Genomic DNA, 22,088 nt, shown 5'->3' on the forward strand with positions numbered 1-22,088 from the left:
TACCGATATAACATAAGGAATTAACGACATACATATAGAAGAACAAAGGGGACGATGAACGAATGAAAACAGGGTATACATACTTGCAACGCACCATCTGTACATTGCTGTTATTTACACTCATTGCAGCAATGACATTGGGAGGTGGAACCGCAGCCCAGGCAGCTTCACTTAGCCAATCCACAGTGTATTATGAGTCCGACGGAGTTTTGTACAAAGTTTCCGCGGATGGCAGCAATACAACAGAAGTATTAATTGATTTCCAAGGTGTGGACTTGCACGCGGCAGGCTCTTATCTCTACTACACGCAGACTGCTTCTTCCACAACTTTGCTTCGGGTTCCAAATGACGGGTCCACCGATGCGGCAGAGACATTTGCTACAGATGTACTCAGCTATTATACGGATAACGGATTCATCTATTATCTGGATGCTACAGGTACCATTTATCGCGCGAATGGCAATAGTGCCGCTTCAGCTGTCACCAAGATTGCTGACAAGGCTGATACCGACTTCCCATTCCTCCTGGTAACCAAAGGGCGTGCCTACTATAATGCGTTGGTTAATGGAAACACGTGGATCGTGTCCAAAACGTCCAACGGTTCTGGAGCTGTGCAGCGGATTGCCGCAGGCGCAGTGGAAGGACGTTATTTTACAAATCAAGCTAAAAACGAACTGCAACTGATGGTAAATACAGACCCGTACGAGGATTTCTATTCTACCAATGCTGTTGTCATGTATAAGGTGAATTACAACACTGGCAAAGCAACTCCGGTTAATCCCAAAGCCAAACTGGATGTGAATGCTGTATATTCCGGTGGTTGGGGAAACAATCTTTACGTGTATAACAAAGGAATCGTTCTCGACAACAATAAGGATTACAATTATGCCAAAGGCAAAGCGTTTGCGTTAACGACTTCAGCCAAAACACTTCAGCTTCATAACAAAAGCGTTCGGGAAGTAAGTGCCTTAGGTACAGACAAGGTTGTCCTTATTGATGCAGACAAAAAGGCTTATGCCAAAACGGTCTCGGGCAACAAAGTGACCAAATCCGCCAACCTGAACCTGACAAATGTAACGTATGTTGCGAATCAATTGACCAATGGTACATCTACGGCTGCATACATCTCGGGCAACAACGGACTCTATTCGGTTAATACAGCTCTCAAGGTAACGAAACTTACCGGGGACGAATGGGATGCATTCCATATCAGAGATGATGTTGCGGGCCTCTTCTATATCAATGCCAAAGATCAATATCGCTTGTATCACGTGCAAACGGGTGGAACAGGGAAAAAAGTAATGAGTGACGTTTTCCTCGACAATATTCTATTGGTGACACCGTACTAACATATAATGTTGATTCAGGCATATAGCCCATTCAACGGACTTGTCCATAACAAAAAGGACTACCATGCAGCCATAACGGCTCTTGGTAGTCCTTTTTTGGTTGTCGAAAACTATTTTTCAAAAACATCTTCCATATGAGAATGATAATTGTTATCATTAAGAAAATAAGACAAAAGGATGGTCCGTATGACTGAACAGTTTCCCTTCATTGCTGAAACCTCATCTCTACCACTCCTCTCCTCCATGTGCCGTGTGCGTCGTGGGGAGAATTTCCGTGTGCAAGGCAAGACGGTGTCACGGCCCATGCTCTGTCTTATTTTGCAAGGAGACGGTGTTCTGGTCCTGAATGATACAGTCTATACGGCGCAAGCGGGCAACTTGTTTGTACTGAAGCCAGGAACAACCATTGAGGCCGCCGCACGCTCGAATGTGACCGAATGTATATTGCTAAGCATGGATACGGTTTGTTTGCAGCAAGTGCGCGGTGAATGGAAAATGACCTCATCACCCGCCTTCCCGCTGGATTGGCAGACAGGCAGGTTGCCGGTTCGTCATGAGCAGCAGGCTGTATTACGTTTGGAACAACTGTATGAAACCTATCGCGGTCTTCAACCGGATCACTTTATCAGCATACATAGCCAGCTGCATGAACTGCTGCAATTTCTCTCAGAGAACCGGCTGGAAGCCAATCATGAGAAAGTAGACCCTGCCTTGGAACGCAGTATTATGTATATGCGACGTTACATGAGTGAAGGAATCAGCATGGATCAGCTTGCCAAGATTGCTGGACTCACACCCAGCTCTTATTCACGCAGTTTCAAGAAGGCCAAAGGCATGTCACCGACCGATTACCTCAATCGTTTACGTATAAACGAAGCCAAGAAACAGCTGACAGAGGAATCCTGTGTCCTCAAAGACGTCGCGGTATCTGTCGGGTATGGCAATGAGTATTATTTTAGCCGCAAATTCAAACAAACCTTGGGGATTGCTCCCAGCGTATATATGAAAAGAGATCAACTTCGCGTAGCTACGGCATCCATTATGGGATTCCATGAGAACTTGGCCTCGCTTGGACTGCGCCCGGTAGCTGTGCTGGAAGGTGAAGGTGTGTTTGATCGAGAATCGGATGAATATGAACAAGAACGCCGATTAACCAGACAATTAGATCAACTTCGGCAGGCGAAGCCAGACTTGATCATCGGTGACTTTTACCACAAGCCCTATTACGATCACCTGAAAAGTATTGCACCCACCATCATCTTGGAGTCCACTGATGACTGGAAAGAGAACCATATTGGCATAGCCGAACTGGTCGGACGTGAAAAGCAAGCGTTGCTAAATTTCAAAGAACTTGCGTTTCGCAAGCTTGAAGCAAGCCTGAACCTACAACCCTATTTCGGACAAAAACGGTTGGCTCTGATGGAGGTTACGAATCAGTTTATTCGCTTACAAGGAACTGGCGAGCATCCATTAAATCACTTGTTGTATGCTGAATTGGGACTCCAGCCTGCTCAGCTTGTATCTCCCGAAAGTTCCAAAAATGAGTATGCAGCGGATAGTATCCCCGTGCTGGACACGGATTACCTGTTGATCCATCGTGCTTCGCTTCAGGCTGCCAGTGAAAAGGTGTTCCGACGCATGAAACAAACGGCATCGTGGAATCGATCCCCTGCTGTATTGTATGGTAACGTTCACGATATTTCGAACTGGCAACGGTTATGCTGGACCCCGGCTGGCCGGTTGCAGATTCTGAACGAACTGGAACAGATTGCTCAGCAGTCTGTAGTCTTTCCTCAGGCAGGTCTGATCGGACATTAGATGTAAACATAGGTTGATACGATGGGCAAGATTATCTTTTTTACAACGTGTTCCTTCATTATAATTCAGTAAGATATTGCACAGGCCAAAGGGCCCTCTCCTTTAACGGAAAGGGCCCTTTGCATGTCATTATGAATGTTCCTTAATCTCTTCCTTCGGAACCAGCTTGTATATCTCTTCATTTTCCATGGTATCAATCAACCGATCCAACCATTTGTAATATGCTTCCGCTTGCAAAACTTTGTGTTTGTCTTCCATCAGGATGTGGATAAGTTCAGCATCCGCCTCTTCATCCAAATCATCGACTAGTCGATTCAGTTCTTCAATCGATTTGCGTAGAATCTGAAGGTTACTCTCCACGGCTTTTCTCCACTTAATTGCAAAATAATCCGTAAATGTCTGATGCCAGTCATATTCCACTTCATATAGATCTTTCCTGGAGCCTTTGCTCCATACTTTATTTACCATTTTCAAATCCAGCAGTGTTCGTACACCTGTACTCATACTCGTTTTGCTCATTTCCATTTCCCGTCCCATATCGTCAAGGGTCATTGGTTTGTCTGCAAAAAATAGCAATCCATATAAGTGTCCCGTCGACAGCGTAACGCCGTAAAGATCCATATTACGTCCAATGGCTTCAATGACACGCTTACGAATCTTCAGCACGGTTGCCTGCTGTTCCTCTTGTAAATGGTCCAAGCCCATGCTTGCAACCTCCATTCTGAACATTCCACAGTCTTTGGCGAAATAATTGCAACACTTTAAAAGTCCTGCTTACATGGGAAAGCACTCGGCCGGACATCATATATGCCAGAGGGCTTTCATTCACCCAATGTATGAAAATGGGAACTTTACCAGGCTACAATTGCCTATGACTATCTTTTAACCAAAAAATTCAGCTTCAATTCAGCTCATTTTCTATTGTAGGAAAAGCAATGTCAAATGTAAAGCTGCCTTATTAGCCAGAATAAGGAGAATGACGGAGTATTTGGACGAAAAACTTTGTACAGTTTTTACTGTACAAACATTATGTACTGTTTATTCGGTTGATATACTGGTTAAGTATTGTTAGTATTAAACTCGTTACCCAGAAAGACGGGAAGCGAAGCAACAACTACCGGATTTCGTGGCTGGGCGCATAAGTGTATGGGCTTATGGATGCTGAAAGCCGTTCGAAGTGCACAACACATCAGAAGGGGTGAAAACATGACCATACTTGAAGTGAAAAACGTAAGTAAATTGTTTGGCCCCCAAACCGAGCAAGGTCTGCAATTACTGGAGCAAGGTTGGGGTAAAGAAAAGTTGGCCAAAGAAAAACAGATAACGGTTGGTGTCAACCGGGTCAACATGGACATTAAAGAAGGCGAGATTTTCGTTATTATGGGACTGTCCGGGAGTGGTAAATCCACACTGGTTCGGATGTTCAACCGTTTGATTGAACCAACATCCGGAGAAATTCTGGTCCATGGTAAGGATCTACGCAAGATGAACAAAGAACAATTGCGCGAAGTGCGCCGGAAAACGATCAGCATGGTCTTCCAGAAGTTTGCGTTGTTCCCGCACCGTACCGTTCTTGATAATGTGGAGTATGGATTGGAAATACAAAAAGTAGATAAGGAAGTACGCCGGGAGAAGGCGAAAACTTCACTGGAGCTGGTTGGCCTTAAAGGCTGGGAAGACAAAATGCCAGATGAACTCAGTGGCGGGATGCAGCAACGTGTCGGCTTGGCGCGTGCACTTGCCAATGACCCGGAAGTACTACTGATGGATGAAGCCTTCAGTGCTCTTGATCCATTGATTCGCCGTGATATGCAAGATGAGTTGATCGAGCTTCAGGATAAAATGAAAAAGACCATTATTTTCATTACCCATGACTTGGACGAAGCGCTGCGCATCGGCGATCGTATTGCCCTCATGAAAGACGGCGCAGTTGTGCAGATCGGTACACCGGAAGAAATCATGATTCAACCGGCCAACTCATATGTGGCCCGCTTCGTCGAAGACGTGGATCTGTCCAAGGTCCTTACAGCATCTCACGTAATGCGTCGCCCTGAAACAATTACGCTTGATCGTGGTCCTCGTGTTGCCCTCGAATTAATGCGCGAACGTGGTATTTCCAACCTGTTTGTCATTGACCGTTCGAAAAAATTGCTTGGTGTTATTACAGCTGAAGATGCAACCCGTGCCATGCGCGAAAACAAATTATTGAACGACATTCTGATCACGGACGGGCCTACTGTTGCGCCTGAGACCTTGATTCATGAATTGTTCGAGATTGTAAGTTCTGCCCATGTGCCGCTAGCTGTTGTTGGTGAGAATGGCCGTCTGCAAGGTGTTATCGTCCGCGGTGCCCTGCTGGGTGCACTTAGCGGTGAAGTTGCAGTAAAGGAGGAACTTGCGAATGATTCCCAAAATACCACTAGCATCGTGGATTGAATCCATCGTTGACTGGATGAGCTCCTCGCTCTCCGGATTGTTTAATGTAATCTCTCTTGTTATTCAAGCAGTAGTCGGATTCTTCTCCGGGCTGTTCATGCTGCCCCATCCACTCCTGTTCATTGCCATATTGGGTGTTCTTGCGTTCCTCGTAGGTCGACTCCCACTGACACTATTTACGGTTATCGGGTTCTTGCTCGTAGATAACTTGGGATACTGGTCCCAATCGATGGACACACTCGGTCTGGTTATCACTTCAGGATTGGTTTCGATCCTGCTTGGTGTGCCTGTCGGAATCTGGCTCGCATACAGTAAAACTGCGGCGCGTATCATTACACCGCTACTTGACTTCATGCAGACGATGCCTGCATTTGTCTACTTGCTGCCTGCGGTTACATTCTTTAGTCTAGGTGTCGTTCCAGGTGTTATCGCATCCGTTATATTTGCGATTCCGCCAACGATTCGTCTGACTCACCTGGGTATCAGACAGGTATCTGGCGAATTGGTTGAAGCAGCTGATGCATTCGGCTCAACTTCCATGCAAAAGTTGTTCAAAGTACAACTTCCACTCGCTTTGCCTACCGTGATGTCCGGTATTAACCAGACCATCATGCTGTCACTGTCCATGGTTGTTATTGCATCCATGATCGGTGCACAAGGTATTGGTGCGGAAGTCTATCGTGCTGTAACACAACTGCAAATCGGTAAAGGTTTCGAAGCCGGTCTGGCCGTTGTTGTACTCGCGATTGTCCTGGACCGTTTTACACAAAATGTGTTTATGCCAGGTCGCAAAAAGAACTCACGCATTACAGTTAAGCAAAAAGCATGGATCACTGCTGCGGCAACATTCCTTGTGCTTGTAGCTGGTTTCTCACAATACTTCATTGGTGGCACAACTTCCGCTGGTGGCAACAATTCAGCAGCCAATGCTGTAGGTCAAGAAGTGAACTATCAGATTATTGGTATCGATCCAGGGGCTGGTATCATGAAGTCTGCTGCAAAAGCGATCGAAGACTATAAATTGACTGACTGGACTCTGATTGAAGGCTCTGGTGCAGCCATGACGGCCACGCTGGACAAGGCGATCAAAAATGAAGAACCAATCATTATTACAGGTTGGACTCCGCACTGGATGTTCAACAAATATGATCTGAAATATCTGGAAGACCCTGAGAAATCTTTCGGTGATGCTGAAGAAATTCATACCATCGCCCGTAAAGGTCTGAAAGAAGATCACCCTGTTGCGTTTGAATTCCTGTCCCGTTTCCAATGGACATCGGATGAAATGGGTGAAATGATGACTGCTATCCAGGATGGCACATCAGCAGAAGAAGCAGCTAAAGCTTATGCTGAGAAACATGCCGATCAGATTGCTGAGTGGACCAAAGGTTTGACTCCAGTGAATGGTGATGCATTCAAACTTAGCTATGTGGCTTGGGATTCCGAAATCGCAAGTACGAACTTGCTGAAATATGTGATGGAAAACGAATTGGGTTATAAAGTTAACGCTCTGCAAGTAGAAGCCGGACCAATGTGGACAGGTGTTGCCTCAGGCGACGTAGATGCCTCTCCAGCAGCTTGGCTGCCATTGACACACGCAGACTACTGGGAACGTTACAAAGACCAGGTAGACGATCTGGGGGCCAACATGACAGGTGTACGTACAGGCCTCGTGGTTCCTAGTTACATGACTGAAGTCAATTCAATTGCAGATCTGGAGACAGGTGCCACTTCTTCCACTCCATCGGCAAGTGCCAATGTGGGCGAAGAGGTTAATCACCAAATCGTTGGTATTGATCCAGGTGCAGGTCTGATGAAGGCCACAGCAAACGCCATTAAGCATTATGATTTGTCTAACTGGAATCTGATTGAAGGCTCTGGAGCAGCAATGACTGCATCATTGGACAAAGCTTATAAAAATGAAGAACCAATCATCGTTACGGGTTGGACTCCGCACTGGATGTTCAATCAGTATGATCTGAAGTATTTGGACGATCCCGACTTAATTTTCGGCGATGCAGAGGAAGTTCACACGGTTGGACGTAAGGGAATCAAAGAAGATCATCCTGTTGCCTATGAGTTCTTCTCTCGTTTTAATTGGACTGCGGATCAAATGAGTGAAATCATGGTAGACATTCAAAAGGGCGTTTCGCCTGAAGAAGCTGCCAAGACTTATGCAGAAAAACATCCGGACCAAATTGAAGAATGGACCAAGGGGTTAACCCCGGTTAAAGGTGACAATTTACGTCTCGGTTATGTTGCATGGGACTCTGAAATTGCGAGTACCAACCTGATGAAGTATGTGCTTGAGACGGATCTGGGTTACACAGTCAAAGCACTGCAAGTCGAAGCTGGTCCAATGTGGGCAGGCTTGGCAGCAGGTGATATTGATGCTTCTCCAGCCGTTTGGCTCCCGCTTACACATGGGGACTACTGGGAGACATATGGTGACCAGATTGAAGATATCGCTGTCAGCATGACAGGAGTTAAACAAGGTCTGGTTGTTCCGACTTACATGGATATCAATTCTGTTGAAGACTTAAAAGATAATTAAACCAGATTGAGATGAATAAACCTGAATTTGGTAAAAAGACCACCGAAATTTTTCGGTGGTCTTTTTGTTATGGCTATGATTTTTTCAGGCATGCTATTTGATTTGATATTCTATCCTGGTCATACTGCATACTGCTACTTTAAGCATTCAAACGCTTTTTCCATTTGACTCTTCTCACATATCCTCTTACTTTGCCTTCGCTCATGAACATCGTATGTAGATGATACTTGGTGAGTCCGTTTATTTCCCAGTAACTATCCGATCAGTAACAGTAGTACACCAATGACAATCATGACTACACCGAGAATACCATATACTACTCTTGCGCCCTGTCTTCCAATAGTCTTTACAAAAATTCCTGCTCTAAAGCTCTTCATAAACCAATCCCAATTGTTGATACCACCGAGCAAACTAAAAATTCCTGCCGCTATGGCAAATAATGCGATTAAAACGGGTTGATCTTGCATGTCGTCAACACTCCTTCAATATAATCCTGTCTACTATACCTTCACTTGGTGAAAATTAACAGGCATAAATTAGAAAAAAAACAGCTTGCAGATGAAAGTCTGCAAGCTGTTTTACACCGTCTATATCATGTGTTTTATTGCTTTTTCAAATCGCTTGCCGCCAATAACAAGGTTACCACTTCAGCACGTGTTGCTTCAGCGAGTGGGTTAAACATATTCTTCCCTGTTCCCTTCACCAGTCCTGCATCATATGCAGCAGCGATATATGGAACAGCCCACGCCGATACTTTATCTGCATCCGCGAAACTCAGTGCCGGATTGGACTCCACTGGAAGACCGAGTGCTCTGACGAGCATAACCGTCATCTCTACCCGCGATACTTTACCCGATGAACGGAACGTATCATCCGTGTACCCACTAATGATGCCTTGATCCACTGCCTGAGCAATAAAGGATTGTGCCCATGCAGGTATCCCAGCAGCATCCTTAAACGTCAATGCCTTGTTGCTGGCTGGAAGTTCAAATGCTCTTCCCAACATCACAATGAATTCGGCGCGTGTCGCTGGTGCATTCGGACGGAAATTACCATCCTGATATCCGTTCACAATTCCCCGGGAAATGGCCTGCTCAATGGCAGCAGCAGCCCAGTGATTTCCGATGTCCTTCAGGTCTATAACCGGAGTAGTTGGATTAGGATTTCCTCCATTACCCGGAACGGTTGGCGTAATTGGGTTTGTAGGATTGGTTGGTGTAGTCGGTATGGTTGGAGTTACAGGCGGAGTAGGTGTTGTAGACCCTCCACCACTGTTACCACTGCCCGGATTACTTCCATTATTGCCGCCACCATTACCAGGATTGCTTCCATTTCCGTCCCCCGGAAGTGGCGCTCCCTTCAAATCCATACTGCGTCCTTCCGTCTTTTGATCGACTGTACCTACACGGTCCAAATGTCCATGGAAGATTTCATAATCGACCAGATTCAATTCGTAGAATCGATTATCATCTTTCGCTATTCTCATAGCACGATAGAAGTCTCCACCGTTAGCCATGAATGAATTGGTAGCAACGATATAATACCCGTTCGGATCAATATCCGAGTACGTACCATCTGCATTCTTAATCTGAACTTTGACCACACGTTGACCCACTTGGGTCACGGTATTGGTCGTTGCATCAATTTTCTCGCTTGGTTTCGTGGAATCGTAGTAGAAACGCATGCCTGCCACTTGTGGGAAGCGCCCTTCTCCCGTTTCCACACCACTAACGCCATTTTCCAGCGCGGCTGTGATTTCCTTGCCTGTCATTTTCAACGCAGACAGGTTATTACCGAATGGCATCACAGTCAGGAGATTGCCCAGCGTAATATCACCTGTCTGAAATGAAGCACGAATGCCACCGCCGTTCTGGATCGCGACGTATCCTTTGACGTCGTTTTCCTGAACAATAGATTTCACTTTCTCCAGCATACCATCTGTCATCAGGTTTCCTAAATTGGTTTCCTGTTTCCGCACAGTGCCACGTTCTCCATCCAGGAAGACATTTGTTTTACCGATAATCGTTTTCTTGAACTGTTCCAACTGAGGAGCATATTCTTCCAGCTTGTTTGCAGCTTCCACATCATCAGCATAGATGAATTGGTTGGTAGCATCTTTCGCATCCAGACTCAGCAATTTGCCATTCCACTTCTTCAATATACCTGCTTCATCAAACGTAACATCCAATTGACCAAGAGAAACGTCATATTCCCCAGTCTGCACAACCAAAGTTGGGTCCGCATGGGTATCCACCAAAACTGGTGCGTTCAGAATGGTGTGTGAATGACCACCTACCACAATATCGATTCCTTCTACGGCTTCAGCTAATTTCAGATCCTCAGAGTAGCCAAGGTGAGTCAAAGCAATGATTTTATTAATACCTTCATTTTGCAGCATTTGTACAGTTGCTTGTGCACTTGCCTTGTAATCCGTAAACTTCAAGTCATCTCCTGGTGAAGAAAGAGATACCGTGTCAGGTGTCGTTAATCCGAAAATACCGACTCGCTCACCATTCACTTCCGTAATAATCGCCGGATAGATTTCGGCTTTATCAGCCGGGTTACCGATGCTATTGTTGTACAAACCACTCAAACTCGCATCCTTTGAATAATCAATATTAGCACTCACAAACGGGAACTCTGCTTTTTCAATAAATGATTTCAGTACACTTGGACCTTTATCAAACTCATGGTTACCAAAAGTCATGGCATCATATCCGATCATGTTCATGAACTCCAGATCAGCCAGACCACTAAACAGATTGAAGTACAATGTACCAGAGAATACGTCCCCTGCATCCAGCACCAGAGTATTATCATTGCGTGTTTCCTTAATTGCCGTTACTCGGCGCGGGATGTTATCCAGATGCGCATGCGTATCATTCGTGTGTAGTACGCGCAGGTTGAAGTCCCCTTCTTCCACTGGGTCTCCAATACTCAATTGTGCGAGCAGTGGGTCATGGTCACTCACCCGTCCATCTGCTGTCTCAAAATCGGCATTCACATGTACCACTTCGATGGCTGCTGTCTCAGTCAGGTTTTTGCTCACCAGTATGTGATCCAGTGTCTGAGAGTTTCCATCATAGATGTAGGAGTAACGATGATTCTCTGGCAGTTCATTTACCAGATTGTCCAGTTCATCACCTTCAACAATGTTCAATGTATTTGAGAATTGGAAGTCATTGAAATCACCGAGAACGGCGACATTTACATCAGGGTCTTTGTTCAGTAACTCTTTCACAAATCCATTCACCAATGCAGCTTGCTTCGCACGTTGAACTTCACTGCTTCGAGTGGCAGGCTGTATGTTTCCAAAAGGTTTCAGGTCTCCACCTTTGGAATTGAAGTGATTGGCAATCACCACTACACGTTCACCATTGAATTCGAATTCAGCGGCAAGTGGTTTGCGGGAGCTGGCGAACGCCTCATCCCCTGGTGCAATACGACCTGGGTTATTGGAGAGACTGCCGTCAGCTTTGACTGTGATCGCTGTCGTAGCATTTCCTTTTCCGATACCAATAGCCAACGATACACGGTTCGGTTGATAAAGGAATCCTACACGAATATTGGCACCAGGTGCCCCGCCATCCTTATTATTTTCCGGAGAAATCTCACTATATCGATATGTTGGTCCGTTGTTCGTTTTGATTGCATCAATTAGAGTCTGAAAACTCTCATTGGACGCTGTTGTGCCCGTGTCGGCATCTCCATCGTTATCCTGAACTTCCATAATGCCAATGATGTCTGGCGTGTTCAGATTATCCACGATAATTTTGCCGATTTTACTGGCTCGTGTGGCATCTTTTTTGCTAAAGTTCTCCACATTAAACGTAGCAATGGTCAGTTTATCTGCCGCTTGTTCAATGGAAGTAGTCGCTTGTTTCGTTTCTCCAGGGATAACTGCTGGCAAACTCCCTTCCGGACTCACCTTGAAATTGCCACTAGAGTAGGTCATTACTCCGACTACATTACCATCCAACTTATCGCCTGTTTTTACTGCTTTGGAAGGTTTCTTGCCGATAAACAGACGTTGCGGATTGAGATCACTCTCATTCACACCTTTCTTGTTATCGGTCAGAATAACACCACCGTTAGGTGTGCGAAGTGGATTGTTCTCACCATTATCCACAACAACGGCCAAACCCGGTTGACTGGAGTAAGGACCTATAATTTCAGGCTTTTCCAGTTCAACACGCATGCCTTCCAGACTTTCATAGAAGTCTATAGCATCCTTCTCGGGATTAAATTCTGCAAAAGAGTCCGAGTCAATGACTGTGGGAATGATTCGTCCTTTGACACCCAACTTCACAGGTACAGGTAGATCGACTTTTTCTAACACTTTTACAATCGTACTCCCCGTAATTTGCGTGGTGGTTAATTCGTTAACCGCCCCATATTCCGTAACTTTTCCGGATACCTTCACCTGGTTGCCAACGACAACTCCATGACTCGGTTTATAAACCTGAATGGCTTCGGATGTCCGATGATCATCGTCCATCTCATCCGGAAGCTCTTGCATGTAAAAACTGCTTGTACTGACAGAGGTAACAATTCCTTCGATATCCTTAACATCGTAGCCGTTAAAAACAGAGGTATGTCCTGCACCCTGAATATCATGGATACGCAAGTTTTCCTTATCAGGAAGTACTTGATACGTAAAGGTGTACACCACACTGGATTGTCCATTAAGAATAGCAACGGCTTTGATTACGATGTCTTGATCAATCACTATTGGACTACTATACATGGCGGAAGAAGAAGTAGGCTCTGTATTATCCGTCGTGTAATGTACAACTGCACCCTTGGCTGGAGAGGTTAATGTGACTTCATTGTTTCGGGGAATTCCGCCAGATGGAACACTTGCCATCACAGACAGGCTATTTTCTACAACATCTGCGGCTGTTCTAGGCAAAAGCTCTAATCCGTAATTACTGTTGAAGGTCAGAACGCCCTGCACATATTCGTAGGTTTTGCCGACAGTTAGCGCGGTAGGAGAGTTTTTGGCATAAATCGTCATCTCAGCACCGTGACTATCCGTAGCGTAAAACGTCGAACTACTGCCCCGTGTTACCTGAATATCTCTTACTTCGACAAACATTCCCTCATACTTTTCGCCCGGACCTTTGTTACTTTGGTCTGCTGGTCTGACAAAGTCTGTGGACACCATATTTTTGGGTTCGGGGAGTGTTATATTTTGCTCAGTGACCTTCATGTATCCTTCAGAAAAACCTGACTTATCCTTCTCGATCTGGACGAGTCCGCTGTAGTGGGTAATTGGACCATACACTTCAATACGATCCCCCACGTCAACTTGATTTTTCGCTCGGACTACAATGCCAGCCTCTTCGTCTTGGATATAATAATTCGTGAATTCTCCGGAGAGTTCACTGTACGTTACGACACCTGAAACGGCTACATTTGTATTTGGTGCAAGTACTCGTGCATCAGCAATGGATATGATTCCAGTCCCGTCTGCTTCCTGCACTTCTGCATTATCCGTCTCAGCTGGTTCCTCACTTTTAGTTTCATCCATATCATCATCTTCGTTAGTCGGTGACTCTAGGTCTGACGATTCTTCAGTTGGGACAGCATCCGGTATGGATGTCTCCTGATCACTTGTTTGCGGCTCTTCCGTTACTACACTTTCCTCATCAGCATATGCGGTGCTACTTAATCCACCTATTGGTGCCGCACCTGTAACGACAAGAACGAAAACCAGAAACCCTTGTGCCCAACGTTTCACTTGCTTGTTGTTCATTCGTCCTACCCCCATGTTTTCAACTTGGCAATCATTTGTTCAGCCAGCTTGTACATTAGTTCAAATATAAGATAACTGAATAACAGACTTGTGTAAACAATATTTCTTCGATATGAAATAAAATAGAACATATACATTACAGAAAGAAATCATTTTCTATTATCCAATGCTAATTAGGACTAATTTCAGATCAAATTCATGTCTTTTTGATCTTTTTGGGTCATATCCATGTGCATATTAAACCATTTACGTTAGATAAATTAACATACAAGTTATAAATCGTTTCGTATTTCGACACTTATTTACAGCATCTTTCTATCCCTTCTCAAGAAAAATCAGACTTAAGTCTTATAGAATTTCAAGACACAGGCATAACAATACGACGATCAGGAATGATCGCCGCATCTTTATTTTGAGATTAGCCTACAATTATTTCTTCACCGTACTGTTATATTGCGCAATCTTGTCTGTAATTTGTTTAGCTGCTGCATCCAATGCTTCCTGTGGTGTACCTTGTCCATTCAGGACCGTTTCAATCGCTCCTTCGACAAGTTGTCTGGCTTCCGGGAATACACCCATTAATGCCCCGGATGTTGCTGTCGAATCCGCGGAAGCGTGCAATTGGTCGACTGCTGTCTGGAATTGCGGGTACTTCGCCATATTATCCTTTAATACTTGCTCATTGTAGGCTGCTGTCGTAATAGGGAAGTATCCTGTCGCAACACTCCAGTTTGCTTGTACCTCTGGTGTAGCCAAGTACTTGATGAATTCCCATGCTGCTTGTTGTTGTGCTTCCGATTTGTTGTTCATGATGTACAGGCTTGCTCCACCCACTACAACGCCGCCTTCTTTGGCATCCGCTGGACGAGGCAGGAAACCTGTTCCCAGTTCAAACTTGCCACCTGAACCTTCTACGATTTTACGCAGGCCAGCCGTGGAATCCAGGGTCATACCGATTTGCTGAGCGGTAAATGCTGCTGTTGTATCGTCTGTGCTACGTCCCAGATTGGAGAGGGTTTTCTCGTCAATCATCTTTTTCCACCATGTTAATGTCTTCACTCCAGCTTCGGAGTTCAGCAGAGACTCTGTAGCTGCTTCAGTTCTTCCGTTTCCATTGTTTACATAATCTGCATTCTGGTTTGCAAAGAACTGTTCCATAAACCAGCCGTAGATCGCCATGGATGCACCTGGCTTACCGTCTTTCGCCAATGCCTTTGCTGCTTGCTCAAACTCTTCATATGTCTTCGGCGGGTTCTCCGGATCCAGACCCGCTGCTTTGAACATATCCTTGTTGTAATACAGGATCGGGTTTGATGTGTTAAACGGCATGGCATTCAATTTGCCATCGATGGTGTAGTATCGGATAATGTTTGGCTCCAGTTGGGACAGGTCGAACTGATCCTTGTCGATGAACTGTTGTACTGGCGTAATCATGCCAGAATCGATCATGAATTTGCTGCCGATCTCATAGACCTGGATAATGTCTGGACCGCTGTCTGAGCCCATGGATGCTTTGAGTTTGTTCAAGCTCTCATCGTACTTCCCTTGATAGATGGGTTTCACCTGAATGTCCGGATGGCTGGCGTTAAAGTCGGAAGCGAGTTGATTAATGGCTTTCTCCCCAGCGCCAGACATGGAATGCCACCACGTCAATTGTGTTGTTTCGGCCGCGGCCGCTTCTGCTTGAGCTCCACTTGTCGGGCTGCTTGTTTCAGCTTTTGTTCCGCAAGCGGAGATGACCAACATGAGTGCAGCCAGCATTAATGCAAATGTTCCTCTTTTTTTCAAACGAAATCGCTCTCCTTTTATATGGCTCGCGTAATAATAAAATCTTGGGGATAACGCGGTGTGGCCGTTACGGTTACGAATCGTTCTTTTGATCGCTGTTATCCCCGGATTTTTCTTATTCTCCCCTTCTTAGGGGAAAATCCGGGGATAAAGGCGAACGCTTTGCTTCTTCAGAATCGATTTCGTCCCCTCCACTACTACCGTCGTTCATCTCAACATCTTATTGAAAAGCGAGCCTCATTTTATTCGCTCCTGGTATCAAAACCGTCGACCTTGTACGAAGATACAAGGTTTAACTCAAAATCTCTAAGTCACAACCTTTAATACAGAACCTTTAGATTAAAAACTTAAGATCAAAACCTTCAGGATTTCAATTTCAATTAAATAGTTGTAAACCTTACTTTCCTTACCCCTTCAGCGCGCCTGCGGCCATTCCGCGGACAAGCTGTTTCAACCCGAAGATCAATAGTAGTAAGGATGGTAGAATGACCATTGCTGTTCCGGCAAATACCAGATTCCACGCTGTAGATTCCTGGAACTCCAACATCGAGATTCCGATCTGTGCGGTTCTCATTTCCGGTGTATTTGTCACCAGCAGCGGCCAGAGATACGAATTGTACATGCTTAAGAATGAATAGATTGCCAATGTACCAAGTGCCGGACGGGACAAAGGCAAGACGTGCGATATGAAATAGCGAATATGACCACAACCGTCGATCCTCGCCGCCTCAAACAGTTCCTTGGGCAGTTGCATGAAGAACTGTCTCAACAGGAATGTACCAAACGCCGTTGCCAGAAACGGCACCGTCAGCCCCTGGTAACTATCCAGCCAACCCCAGCTGCGAACCGTCAGGTAGTTGGGGATCATCGTTACTTCCCATGGAATCATCATCGTTGCGACAAACATGCTGAAGATGACGTTTTTGCCTTTGAACTGCATTTTCGCAAAAGCATAGGCTGCCATACTCGCTGTAATCAGTTGACCAAGTGTTGTCAGTCCTGCGACAAGAAAGGTATTGCCGATAAATCGGCCGATCGGAACAATATCAAATACTTCGCTAAAGTTGGACAGATCGATGGAATTTGGAATGATATGCGGCGGATAAGCGCTCGCATCTTCCGGCGTCATCACGGCCATGAAAAAGGTGTACATCACCGGATACAACACAAGTGCTGCACAGATCGTCAGTAATACATACAACAGCGTTTTGGTCCATGTCGCACTCATTGGTAATGCACTTTCCTTTCTACCCATTTAAACTGGATCAGGGTCAGCAGCATAATCACCACGAACAGGATCAGTGCCTGTGCACTACCTGTACCAAAGCGGAAATTAACGAAGGCTTCCTGATAGATGGAATAGACAAACACATTCGTACTGTCCATCGGGCCACCCCGGGTTAGAATGTTGATCTGACCGAACGATTGAAAAGCGCCAATGATCGATACGACCGTAACAAAAAATAACGTTGGTGACAGTAGCGGCATCGAGATTTTACGAAACGTAAGCAATGCTCCTGCGCCATCAATCTTGGCACTCTCGTAGATCTCATCCGGGATGCCTGCCAGACCACTGGATAGAATAATGTAGTTGAACCCGAGGTTCATCCAGATGGTCATGATGGAGATCGAGATCAATGCCCAATCCGGGCTGGTGAGCCAGGGAATTGGATCGATGCCTACTTTGCCAAGCAGATAATTCAGCATGCCCAGGGTCGGATGGAATAGAAACTTCCAGATCACCGCTGACGAACCGACGGATAACACCACGGGCAGAGAGAATACAAATTGGAACACACGCATTCCCTTGAACCTATTGTGAGTCAGTGCAGCCAGAATCAGAGCAGCTAGCATGCCCGTGGGGACTGTAAACAGGACAAATAGTAATGTCACTTTCATCCCTTGCATAAACAGTCCTGATTGGAACACGGCCTTGAAGTTATCCAGTCCTACATAAGCCGCAATCTGTCCCGTCGGATCTGTGGAATGCAGACTCAGGTACACGGACTTAAACATCGGGTAAAACAGAAACACTGCAAACAAAAGCAGCGATGGTGCCAGGAAACCATATGCCAGCAGATTCTCCCGCATTCGCTGCACGCGCAGCGAGGCTGTCCGTCGCTCACTCGTACCGGTTACGCGCCGTTTGGCGGCGGGCAAGCTGATCCGGTTATCAAGCTCACTCATCGGATTTTCTTCCCCCTTGTTTCACGCATTCAGTGTGTGTGAAATGTTACATCAACTTCAGCACCACGTTATCTAGTGTACGAGTCGAATGTCACAGCAAAATTCATTCTGAATCAACGTAACGTTAATCATGGACTAGGGGCTTTACGCAAATGTGTATCCATTCGAAAGCGCTATCCAGACCGGATTTCAAGACAAAAAAACCGCAAGAACTCCCCTTTTTGGAGATATTCCTGCGGTTTGATCTGTAAATGGAATATGAACGTTTGCTTATTAATGAAAGTGGCCCATTTTACATTAATCTGTAAATATTCCAAACGGGGTGAAGCGATTAATCCTTCGAGTTAACGATTAAGATGATATGGCACCGTGGTGACGATCACGTCTTTGTAATTAATCAGATAAGCCCGGATCATGAAGCTGGTCTGGTTGTGCAGTACATTTTGCCACCAGTGCTTGGTGATGAATTGTGGAATTAGAATGGTGATATGATCGGTCTCGGCCGTTTTCCACTCTACGGTATCAATGAATTTCTTGAGCGGCCCCATAATGCTACGGTACCTCGATTTGATAACGACCAGACGGACGCCTGGGTTCCACTCTCCCCACTTCTGCTCCATCTTGCGTATCGCCTCATCATCGAAGCCAATGTACAGTGCGACCACGTGATCCGACATCGTCTGGGCGTAACTGATCGTATTCATGACGACCCGGGTAATGCCCGCAACAGGAATGACTATCGTATTGCCTTTTTTGGCCGGCTTATCAACCTGAATATCAATCCGCAGCTCATCGGCAATGTTGCAATAGTGACGGTGAATACGCATGAACACATAAACAACGAGTGGCAAAAAGATAAAGATGACCCATGTCTGCGTAAACTTGGTGAAAATAAAGATCAGGGTAATCGATAGTGTAGTCAGCATACCGACGGTATTGACCAGCAACTTCATCTGCCAGCCAGACGGCTTGACTTTGATCCAGCGAATCATCATACCCAGCTGCGACAGGGTAAATGGAATGAACACCCCTACCGCATAGAGCGGAATCAGGCTTTCCGTATTTCCTTTGAACCCGACCACCAGCAGCGCAGACATCACACTAAGAAAAATGATCCCGTTTGAGAAACCGAGGCGGTCTCCTCTGACCATAAATGCATGCGGCATGTATTTATCCTTTGCCATCATGAAGGATAACAGCGGAAAAGCCGAATAAGCTGTGTTGGCTGCGAGGAACAGGATCAGTGCCGTTACACCCTGGATGATAAAATACATCGTGCCCCTGCCAAACGTGGCTTCAGCAATCTGGGAAATGACCGTTGCTTTAGGATCAGGCTTCACTCCGTACCCATAAGCCAGTAAGGTGATGCCGATGAACATGGCTCCCAATATACAACCCATGAGCAGTAATGTACCCGCGGCATTTTTCTCGGCAGGCTGCTTGAAGTTCGGGATCGCGTTACTTACCGCTTCCACGCCAGTCAAGGCCGAACATCCGGAGCTGAATGCTTTCAATAACAGAAACATACTCACATGGGATAGACTTGTTCCGAATTCTGGTGCAGCTGCTTCCATCCCCCCGGCAAGAAACTTGATTCCGCCCGAGATAATCAGAATTGCAATCGAAAAAATAAACAGATATATGGGGATCGCCAGCACAGACGCCGACTCCGTCACTCCCCGCAAATTCATAATGGTTAGAAAAACAATCATAATCAGAGCAATCACAACACTGTAGTCATGCAGCATAGGAAAAGCCGACGTAATCGCATCCGTACCTGCGGACGAACTTACCGCAACGGTCAAAATATAATCGACTAGCAGAGATCCTCCGGCAATCAGACTGGATGTTGTACCCAGGTTATCCTTGGCTACGATATAAGCGCCGCCCCCTGTTGGATAAGCAAATATCGTCTGGCGATAGGAAAAAATTAAAATGACGAGTAATCCCAGTACGGCGATGGAAATCGGAACAGAGTACCACAGGGCGGCGAATCCGGCCGCAACAAGCACCAGCAAAATCTGTTCCGTACCGTAGGCAACGGACGATAGGGCATCCGAGGACAGGATGGCGAGTGCCTTCCATTTCCCCAATTTTTCTCCATCCAGTTCAGCCGATTTCATGGGCTTGCCTATTAAGATTCTCTTCATTTTGCCAAGCATGATCATAACTTCCTTCCGTCTCTCATCTGTGAAGCATTGTTATTATGCAAAATCGCAGAGCCATTGACAATACGTCATTTCACCCGAAATTCGCCAGCGCGTGATAATGCATACTACGATTCAATAATCGATAACAAAGCCATTCTTGTTCAGCAATTTGAACTTTTTTGAACCAAAATGACGATTGTTCGTCAAAAAAAAGGAAATGGCCTTTGGTTCAATGAACCAAAGACCACTTCCTTGATCTATGCGTTGACTATAAAACAATCCAGATTTCCTTAACTGCCCAGAATGCCGGGACGAGGGGTGACACCAAACGCTTGCGCCAGTGTGGTCAGCTGCTCATCCGTAATTCTCTGCCGGATCTCGTGACCAGCAACCAGCATATACACCTGGGCTGCCTTCTCGATGGTCTCAATCAGACCAAATGCCTCGTCAATCGTTGTTCCTGTTCCAAAGATGCCATGTTGCGGCCAGATGACCGCGTGGTATTCTTTCATTTTCTCAGCCGTTTCGCGGCCTATCTCATTCGATCCAGGAATCATCCATGGAATAATGCCAATGCCATCCGGGAATACAACTACACACTCCGTGCACATCTGCCAGAGGGTCTTGGTGAATTTTGCTTCATCCAATTCGTGGATAAACGTCATAGCCAATACATGAGTGGCATGGTTGTGCATGACAACCCGGTGGTTCGGGTCCAATTTCAAACGTTCGATATGGCTCATGAAATGCGTAGGCAACTCACTTGTTGGATTCGCGCCCGACTTCAATCCCCAGAGTACTTCCAGCTCCTGTCCATCTTGCGATACACGCAGCAACCCTAGATTACTCTCCGGATCAGCGAGTACATTTTTGAAATATTTGCCCGATGCGGTCACGATAAAATACTTGCCTGCCAGCTCCTGCACCGAAAATGCCGGTTTGATCTTGCGAATTACATGATGGATATCGATATATTGGGCTACTTCATCTTCCTCCAGTAGATAGCTGACATTACCGCCATTGCGCTCATCCCAGCCATTTTTCCACATATGTTGTGTAATCTCGGCCATCTCACGGATAAATGGAATATGGAAACCTGCAGCCTGCGTTGTATCATTCGTAAGGGTCACGTTCATGATCAATCTCTCCTTATATTGAAAATCAAATGGCTTGCCACGTACATAGTAAGTTCCTTATTTCACATTCATTATACCTTTGTTTATCTTTGGTAGTCAATAACAAACACAGAAATATACTTTTGATTGTTTTTGTTTAGTTTTGTTTATTTGAAAATCAAACAAAAAAATACCCCGCCGGCGCCCGGTGGGGTCAGTCACACATCTATTTAACACGAGAAGGGGTTTACAAGACTTATCTTACCTCTGCTACCTTAATAGAAGCTGAAAGCGAAATAAAAAAAGCATGAAAAGCAAGCTGACCCAGTAAGGAGCGTATACCTCTTTGGATCGAATTCACGTTAAGCGTGATACGCTGAGGCCTGTCCATACTCCGAAAGAGATTTAAGAACTTTGGAGCATATACGATGGATGCATCTTTCCTGTCGGTTCATAGCGTTCATCACCTGTATACTCAAATCCCAGCTTGATCAAGATGTGACGTGACACTTCATTATCCGGATGATGCCCGGCAAACAGTGCCTTCACGTTCATTTTGTCAAAGGCATAACCGATTACCGCCTGCGCCGCTTCCTGGGCATACCCTTTGCCCCAGTGATCCCGGGTTAGATGAAATCCCAATTCATAGATCTCCTCTTCTGGAGAATACGGACGCAGGCCACAGCAACCGACAAACACCTCCGATTCTTTCTCAAAAAGGGGCCAATATTGCACACCAGCTTCCTTCTGCCTTTGAATCTCCTGTGTCAATCGCGCTTCTACTTCATCCTCGCTCAGAAATCCCTTGCTACTAATCCATTTGGCAACCTCATGATCGCCCCACAACGCAAATGCCAGCGCACGATCTCCTTCATTCCACGTCGCACATTCCAACCGCTCGGTTTCAAATAAGATTGTTCTGTTCATCATCCA

Annotated in this window: 13 protein-coding genes; 4 read left to right on the forward strand and 9 right to left on the reverse strand. The window is 45.7% G+C overall.

Annotation, left to right across the window (positions count from 1 at the left end; genetic code table 11):
* The first annotated feature begins 62 nt into the window (after positions 1–62).
* Positions 63–1,349: a DUF5050 domain-containing protein gene (locus QF049_RS16635; protein ID WP_307538978.1), complete on the forward strand. Its 1,287-nt coding sequence runs from the start codon at positions 63–65 to the stop codon at positions 1,347–1,349.
* 186 nt (positions 1,350–1,535) lie between these two features.
* Positions 1,536–3,167: a helix-turn-helix domain-containing protein gene (locus tag QF049_RS16640; protein WP_307538980.1), complete on the forward strand. Its 1,632-nt coding sequence runs from the start codon at positions 1,536–1,538 to the stop codon at positions 3,165–3,167.
* A gap of 129 nt (positions 3,168–3,296) precedes the next feature.
* On the opposite strand, the gene QF049_RS16645 is transcribed toward QF049_RS16640, so the two are convergent.
* The gene (locus QF049_RS16645) at positions 3,297–3,872 is read right to left on the reverse strand and encodes a GbsR/MarR family transcriptional regulator (protein ID WP_105597693.1); all 576 of its coding nucleotides are present in this window, start codon (positions 3,870–3,872) and stop codon (positions 3,297–3,299) included.
* A gap of 501 nt (positions 3,873–4,373) precedes the next feature.
* On the opposite strand from QF049_RS16645, the gene QF049_RS16650 reads away from it, so the two are divergent.
* Together QF049_RS16650 and QF049_RS16655 are read left to right on the forward strand one after the other, a co-directional pair.
* Positions 4,374–5,603, forward strand: a complete 1,230-nt coding sequence (locus QF049_RS16650) for a quaternary amine ABC transporter ATP-binding protein (RefSeq protein WP_124116993.1) — start codon at positions 4,374–4,376, stop codon at positions 5,601–5,603.
* Positions 5,569–8,157 (forward strand): glycine betaine ABC transporter substrate-binding protein, encoded by a 2,589-nt coding sequence (locus QF049_RS16655; protein ID WP_307538984.1) that lies wholly within the window; start codon positions 5,569–5,571, stop codon positions 8,155–8,157. Before QF049_RS16650 ends, QF049_RS16655 begins: the two co-directional genes overlap by 35 nt.
* Before the next feature lie 254 nt (positions 8,158–8,411).
* Here QF049_RS16655 and QF049_RS16660 read toward each other — a convergent pair whose 3' ends face one another.
* From QF049_RS16660 to QF049_RS16695, 8 genes are all read right to left on the reverse strand, one after another.
* Positions 8,412–8,624 carry an immunity 17 family protein gene (locus QF049_RS16660; protein WP_047842001.1) on the reverse strand — a complete coding sequence of 71 codons (213 nt, stop codon included), beginning with the start codon at positions 8,622–8,624 and terminating at the stop codon, positions 8,412–8,414.
* 134 nt (positions 8,625–8,758) lie between these two features.
* Positions 8,759–13,915 (reverse strand): S-layer homology domain-containing protein, encoded by a 5,157-nt coding sequence (locus QF049_RS16665; protein WP_307538986.1) that lies wholly within the window; start codon positions 13,913–13,915, stop codon positions 8,759–8,761.
* A 429-nt stretch (positions 13,916–14,344) separates the two neighbouring features.
* Positions 14,345–15,703, reverse strand: coding sequence for an ABC transporter substrate-binding protein (locus tag QF049_RS16670; RefSeq protein ID WP_307538988.1), 1,359 nt, complete (start codon positions 15,701–15,703; stop codon positions 14,345–14,347).
* Positions 15,704–16,109: 406 nt separating this feature from the next.
* A complete protein-coding gene (locus QF049_RS16675) occupies positions 16,110–16,931 on the reverse strand; it encodes a carbohydrate ABC transporter permease (protein ID WP_036669010.1) in 822 nt (273 codons plus the stop codon).
* A complete protein-coding gene (locus QF049_RS16680; RefSeq protein WP_307538990.1) occupies positions 16,928–17,890 on the reverse strand; it encodes a carbohydrate ABC transporter permease in 963 nt (320 codons plus the stop codon). The genes QF049_RS16675 and QF049_RS16680 overlap by 4 nt, the downstream gene beginning before the upstream one ends.
* 344 nt (positions 17,891–18,234) lie before the next feature.
* Positions 18,235–20,052: an APC family permease gene (locus QF049_RS16685; protein ID WP_307538992.1), complete on the reverse strand. Its 1,818-nt coding sequence runs from the start codon at positions 20,050–20,052 to the stop codon at positions 18,235–18,237.
* A 278-nt stretch (positions 20,053–20,330) separates the two neighbouring features.
* On the reverse strand, positions 20,331–21,176 hold the full coding sequence (rhaD, locus tag QF049_RS16690) for a rhamnulose-1-phosphate aldolase (protein ID WP_307538994.1): 846 nt from the start codon (positions 21,174–21,176) through the stop codon (positions 20,331–20,333).
* Positions 21,177–21,560: 384 nt separating this feature from the next.
* Entirely contained in the window at positions 21,561–22,085 is a 525-nt protein-coding gene (locus QF049_RS16695; protein ID WP_307538996.1) for a GNAT family N-acetyltransferase, read from the reverse strand.
* Positions 22,086–22,088 lie beyond the last annotated feature (3 nt).

Source organism: Paenibacillus sp. W4I10 (genome assembly GCF_030816325.1).
In the GTDB taxonomy this organism is placed as follows: Bacteria; Bacillota; Bacilli; order Paenibacillales; family Paenibacillaceae; genus Paenibacillus; species Paenibacillus amylolyticus_B.

Bases quoted from the DNA above. Each gene is read 5' to 3' on its own strand.
- QF049_RS16635 (WP_307538978.1), top strand. From the start codon at position 63: ATGAAAACAGGGTATACATACTTGCAACGCACCATCTGTACATTGCTG.
- QF049_RS16640 (WP_307538980.1), top strand. From the start codon at position 1,536: ATGACTGAACAGTTTCCCTTCATTGCTGAAACCTCATCTCTACCACTC.
- QF049_RS16645 (WP_105597693.1), bottom strand. From the start codon at position 3,872: ATGGGCTTGGACCATTTACAAGAGGAACAGCAGGCAACCGTGCTGAAG.
- QF049_RS16650 (WP_124116993.1), top strand. From the start codon at position 4,374: ATGACCATACTTGAAGTGAAAAACGTAAGTAAATTGTTTGGCCCCCAA.
- QF049_RS16655 (WP_307538984.1), top strand. From the start codon at position 5,569: ATGATTCCCAAAATACCACTAGCATCGTGGATTGAATCCATCGTTGAC.
- QF049_RS16660 (WP_047842001.1), bottom strand. From the start codon at position 8,624: ATGCAAGATCAACCCGTTTTAATCGCATTATTTGCCATAGCGGCAGGA.
- QF049_RS16665 (WP_307538986.1), bottom strand. From the start codon at position 13,915: ATGAACAACAAGCAAGTGAAACGTTGGGCACAAGGGTTTCTGGTTTTC.
- QF049_RS16675 (WP_036669010.1), bottom strand. From the start codon at position 16,931: ATGAGTGCGACATGGACCAAAACGCTGTTGTATGTATTACTGACGATC.
- QF049_RS16680 (WP_307538990.1), bottom strand. From the start codon at position 17,890: ATGAGTGAGCTTGATAACCGGATCAGCTTGCCCGCCGCCAAACGGCGC.
- QF049_RS16685 (WP_307538992.1), bottom strand. From the start codon at position 20,052: ATGCTTGGCAAAATGAAGAGAATCTTAATAGGCAAGCCCATGAAATCG.
- rhaD (WP_307538994.1), bottom strand. From the start codon at position 21,176: ATGAACGTGACCCTTACGAATGATACAACGCAGGCTGCAGGTTTCCAT.
- QF049_RS16695 (WP_307538996.1), bottom strand. From the start codon at position 22,085: ATGATGAACAGAACAATCTTATTTGAAACCGAGCGGTTGGAATGTGCG.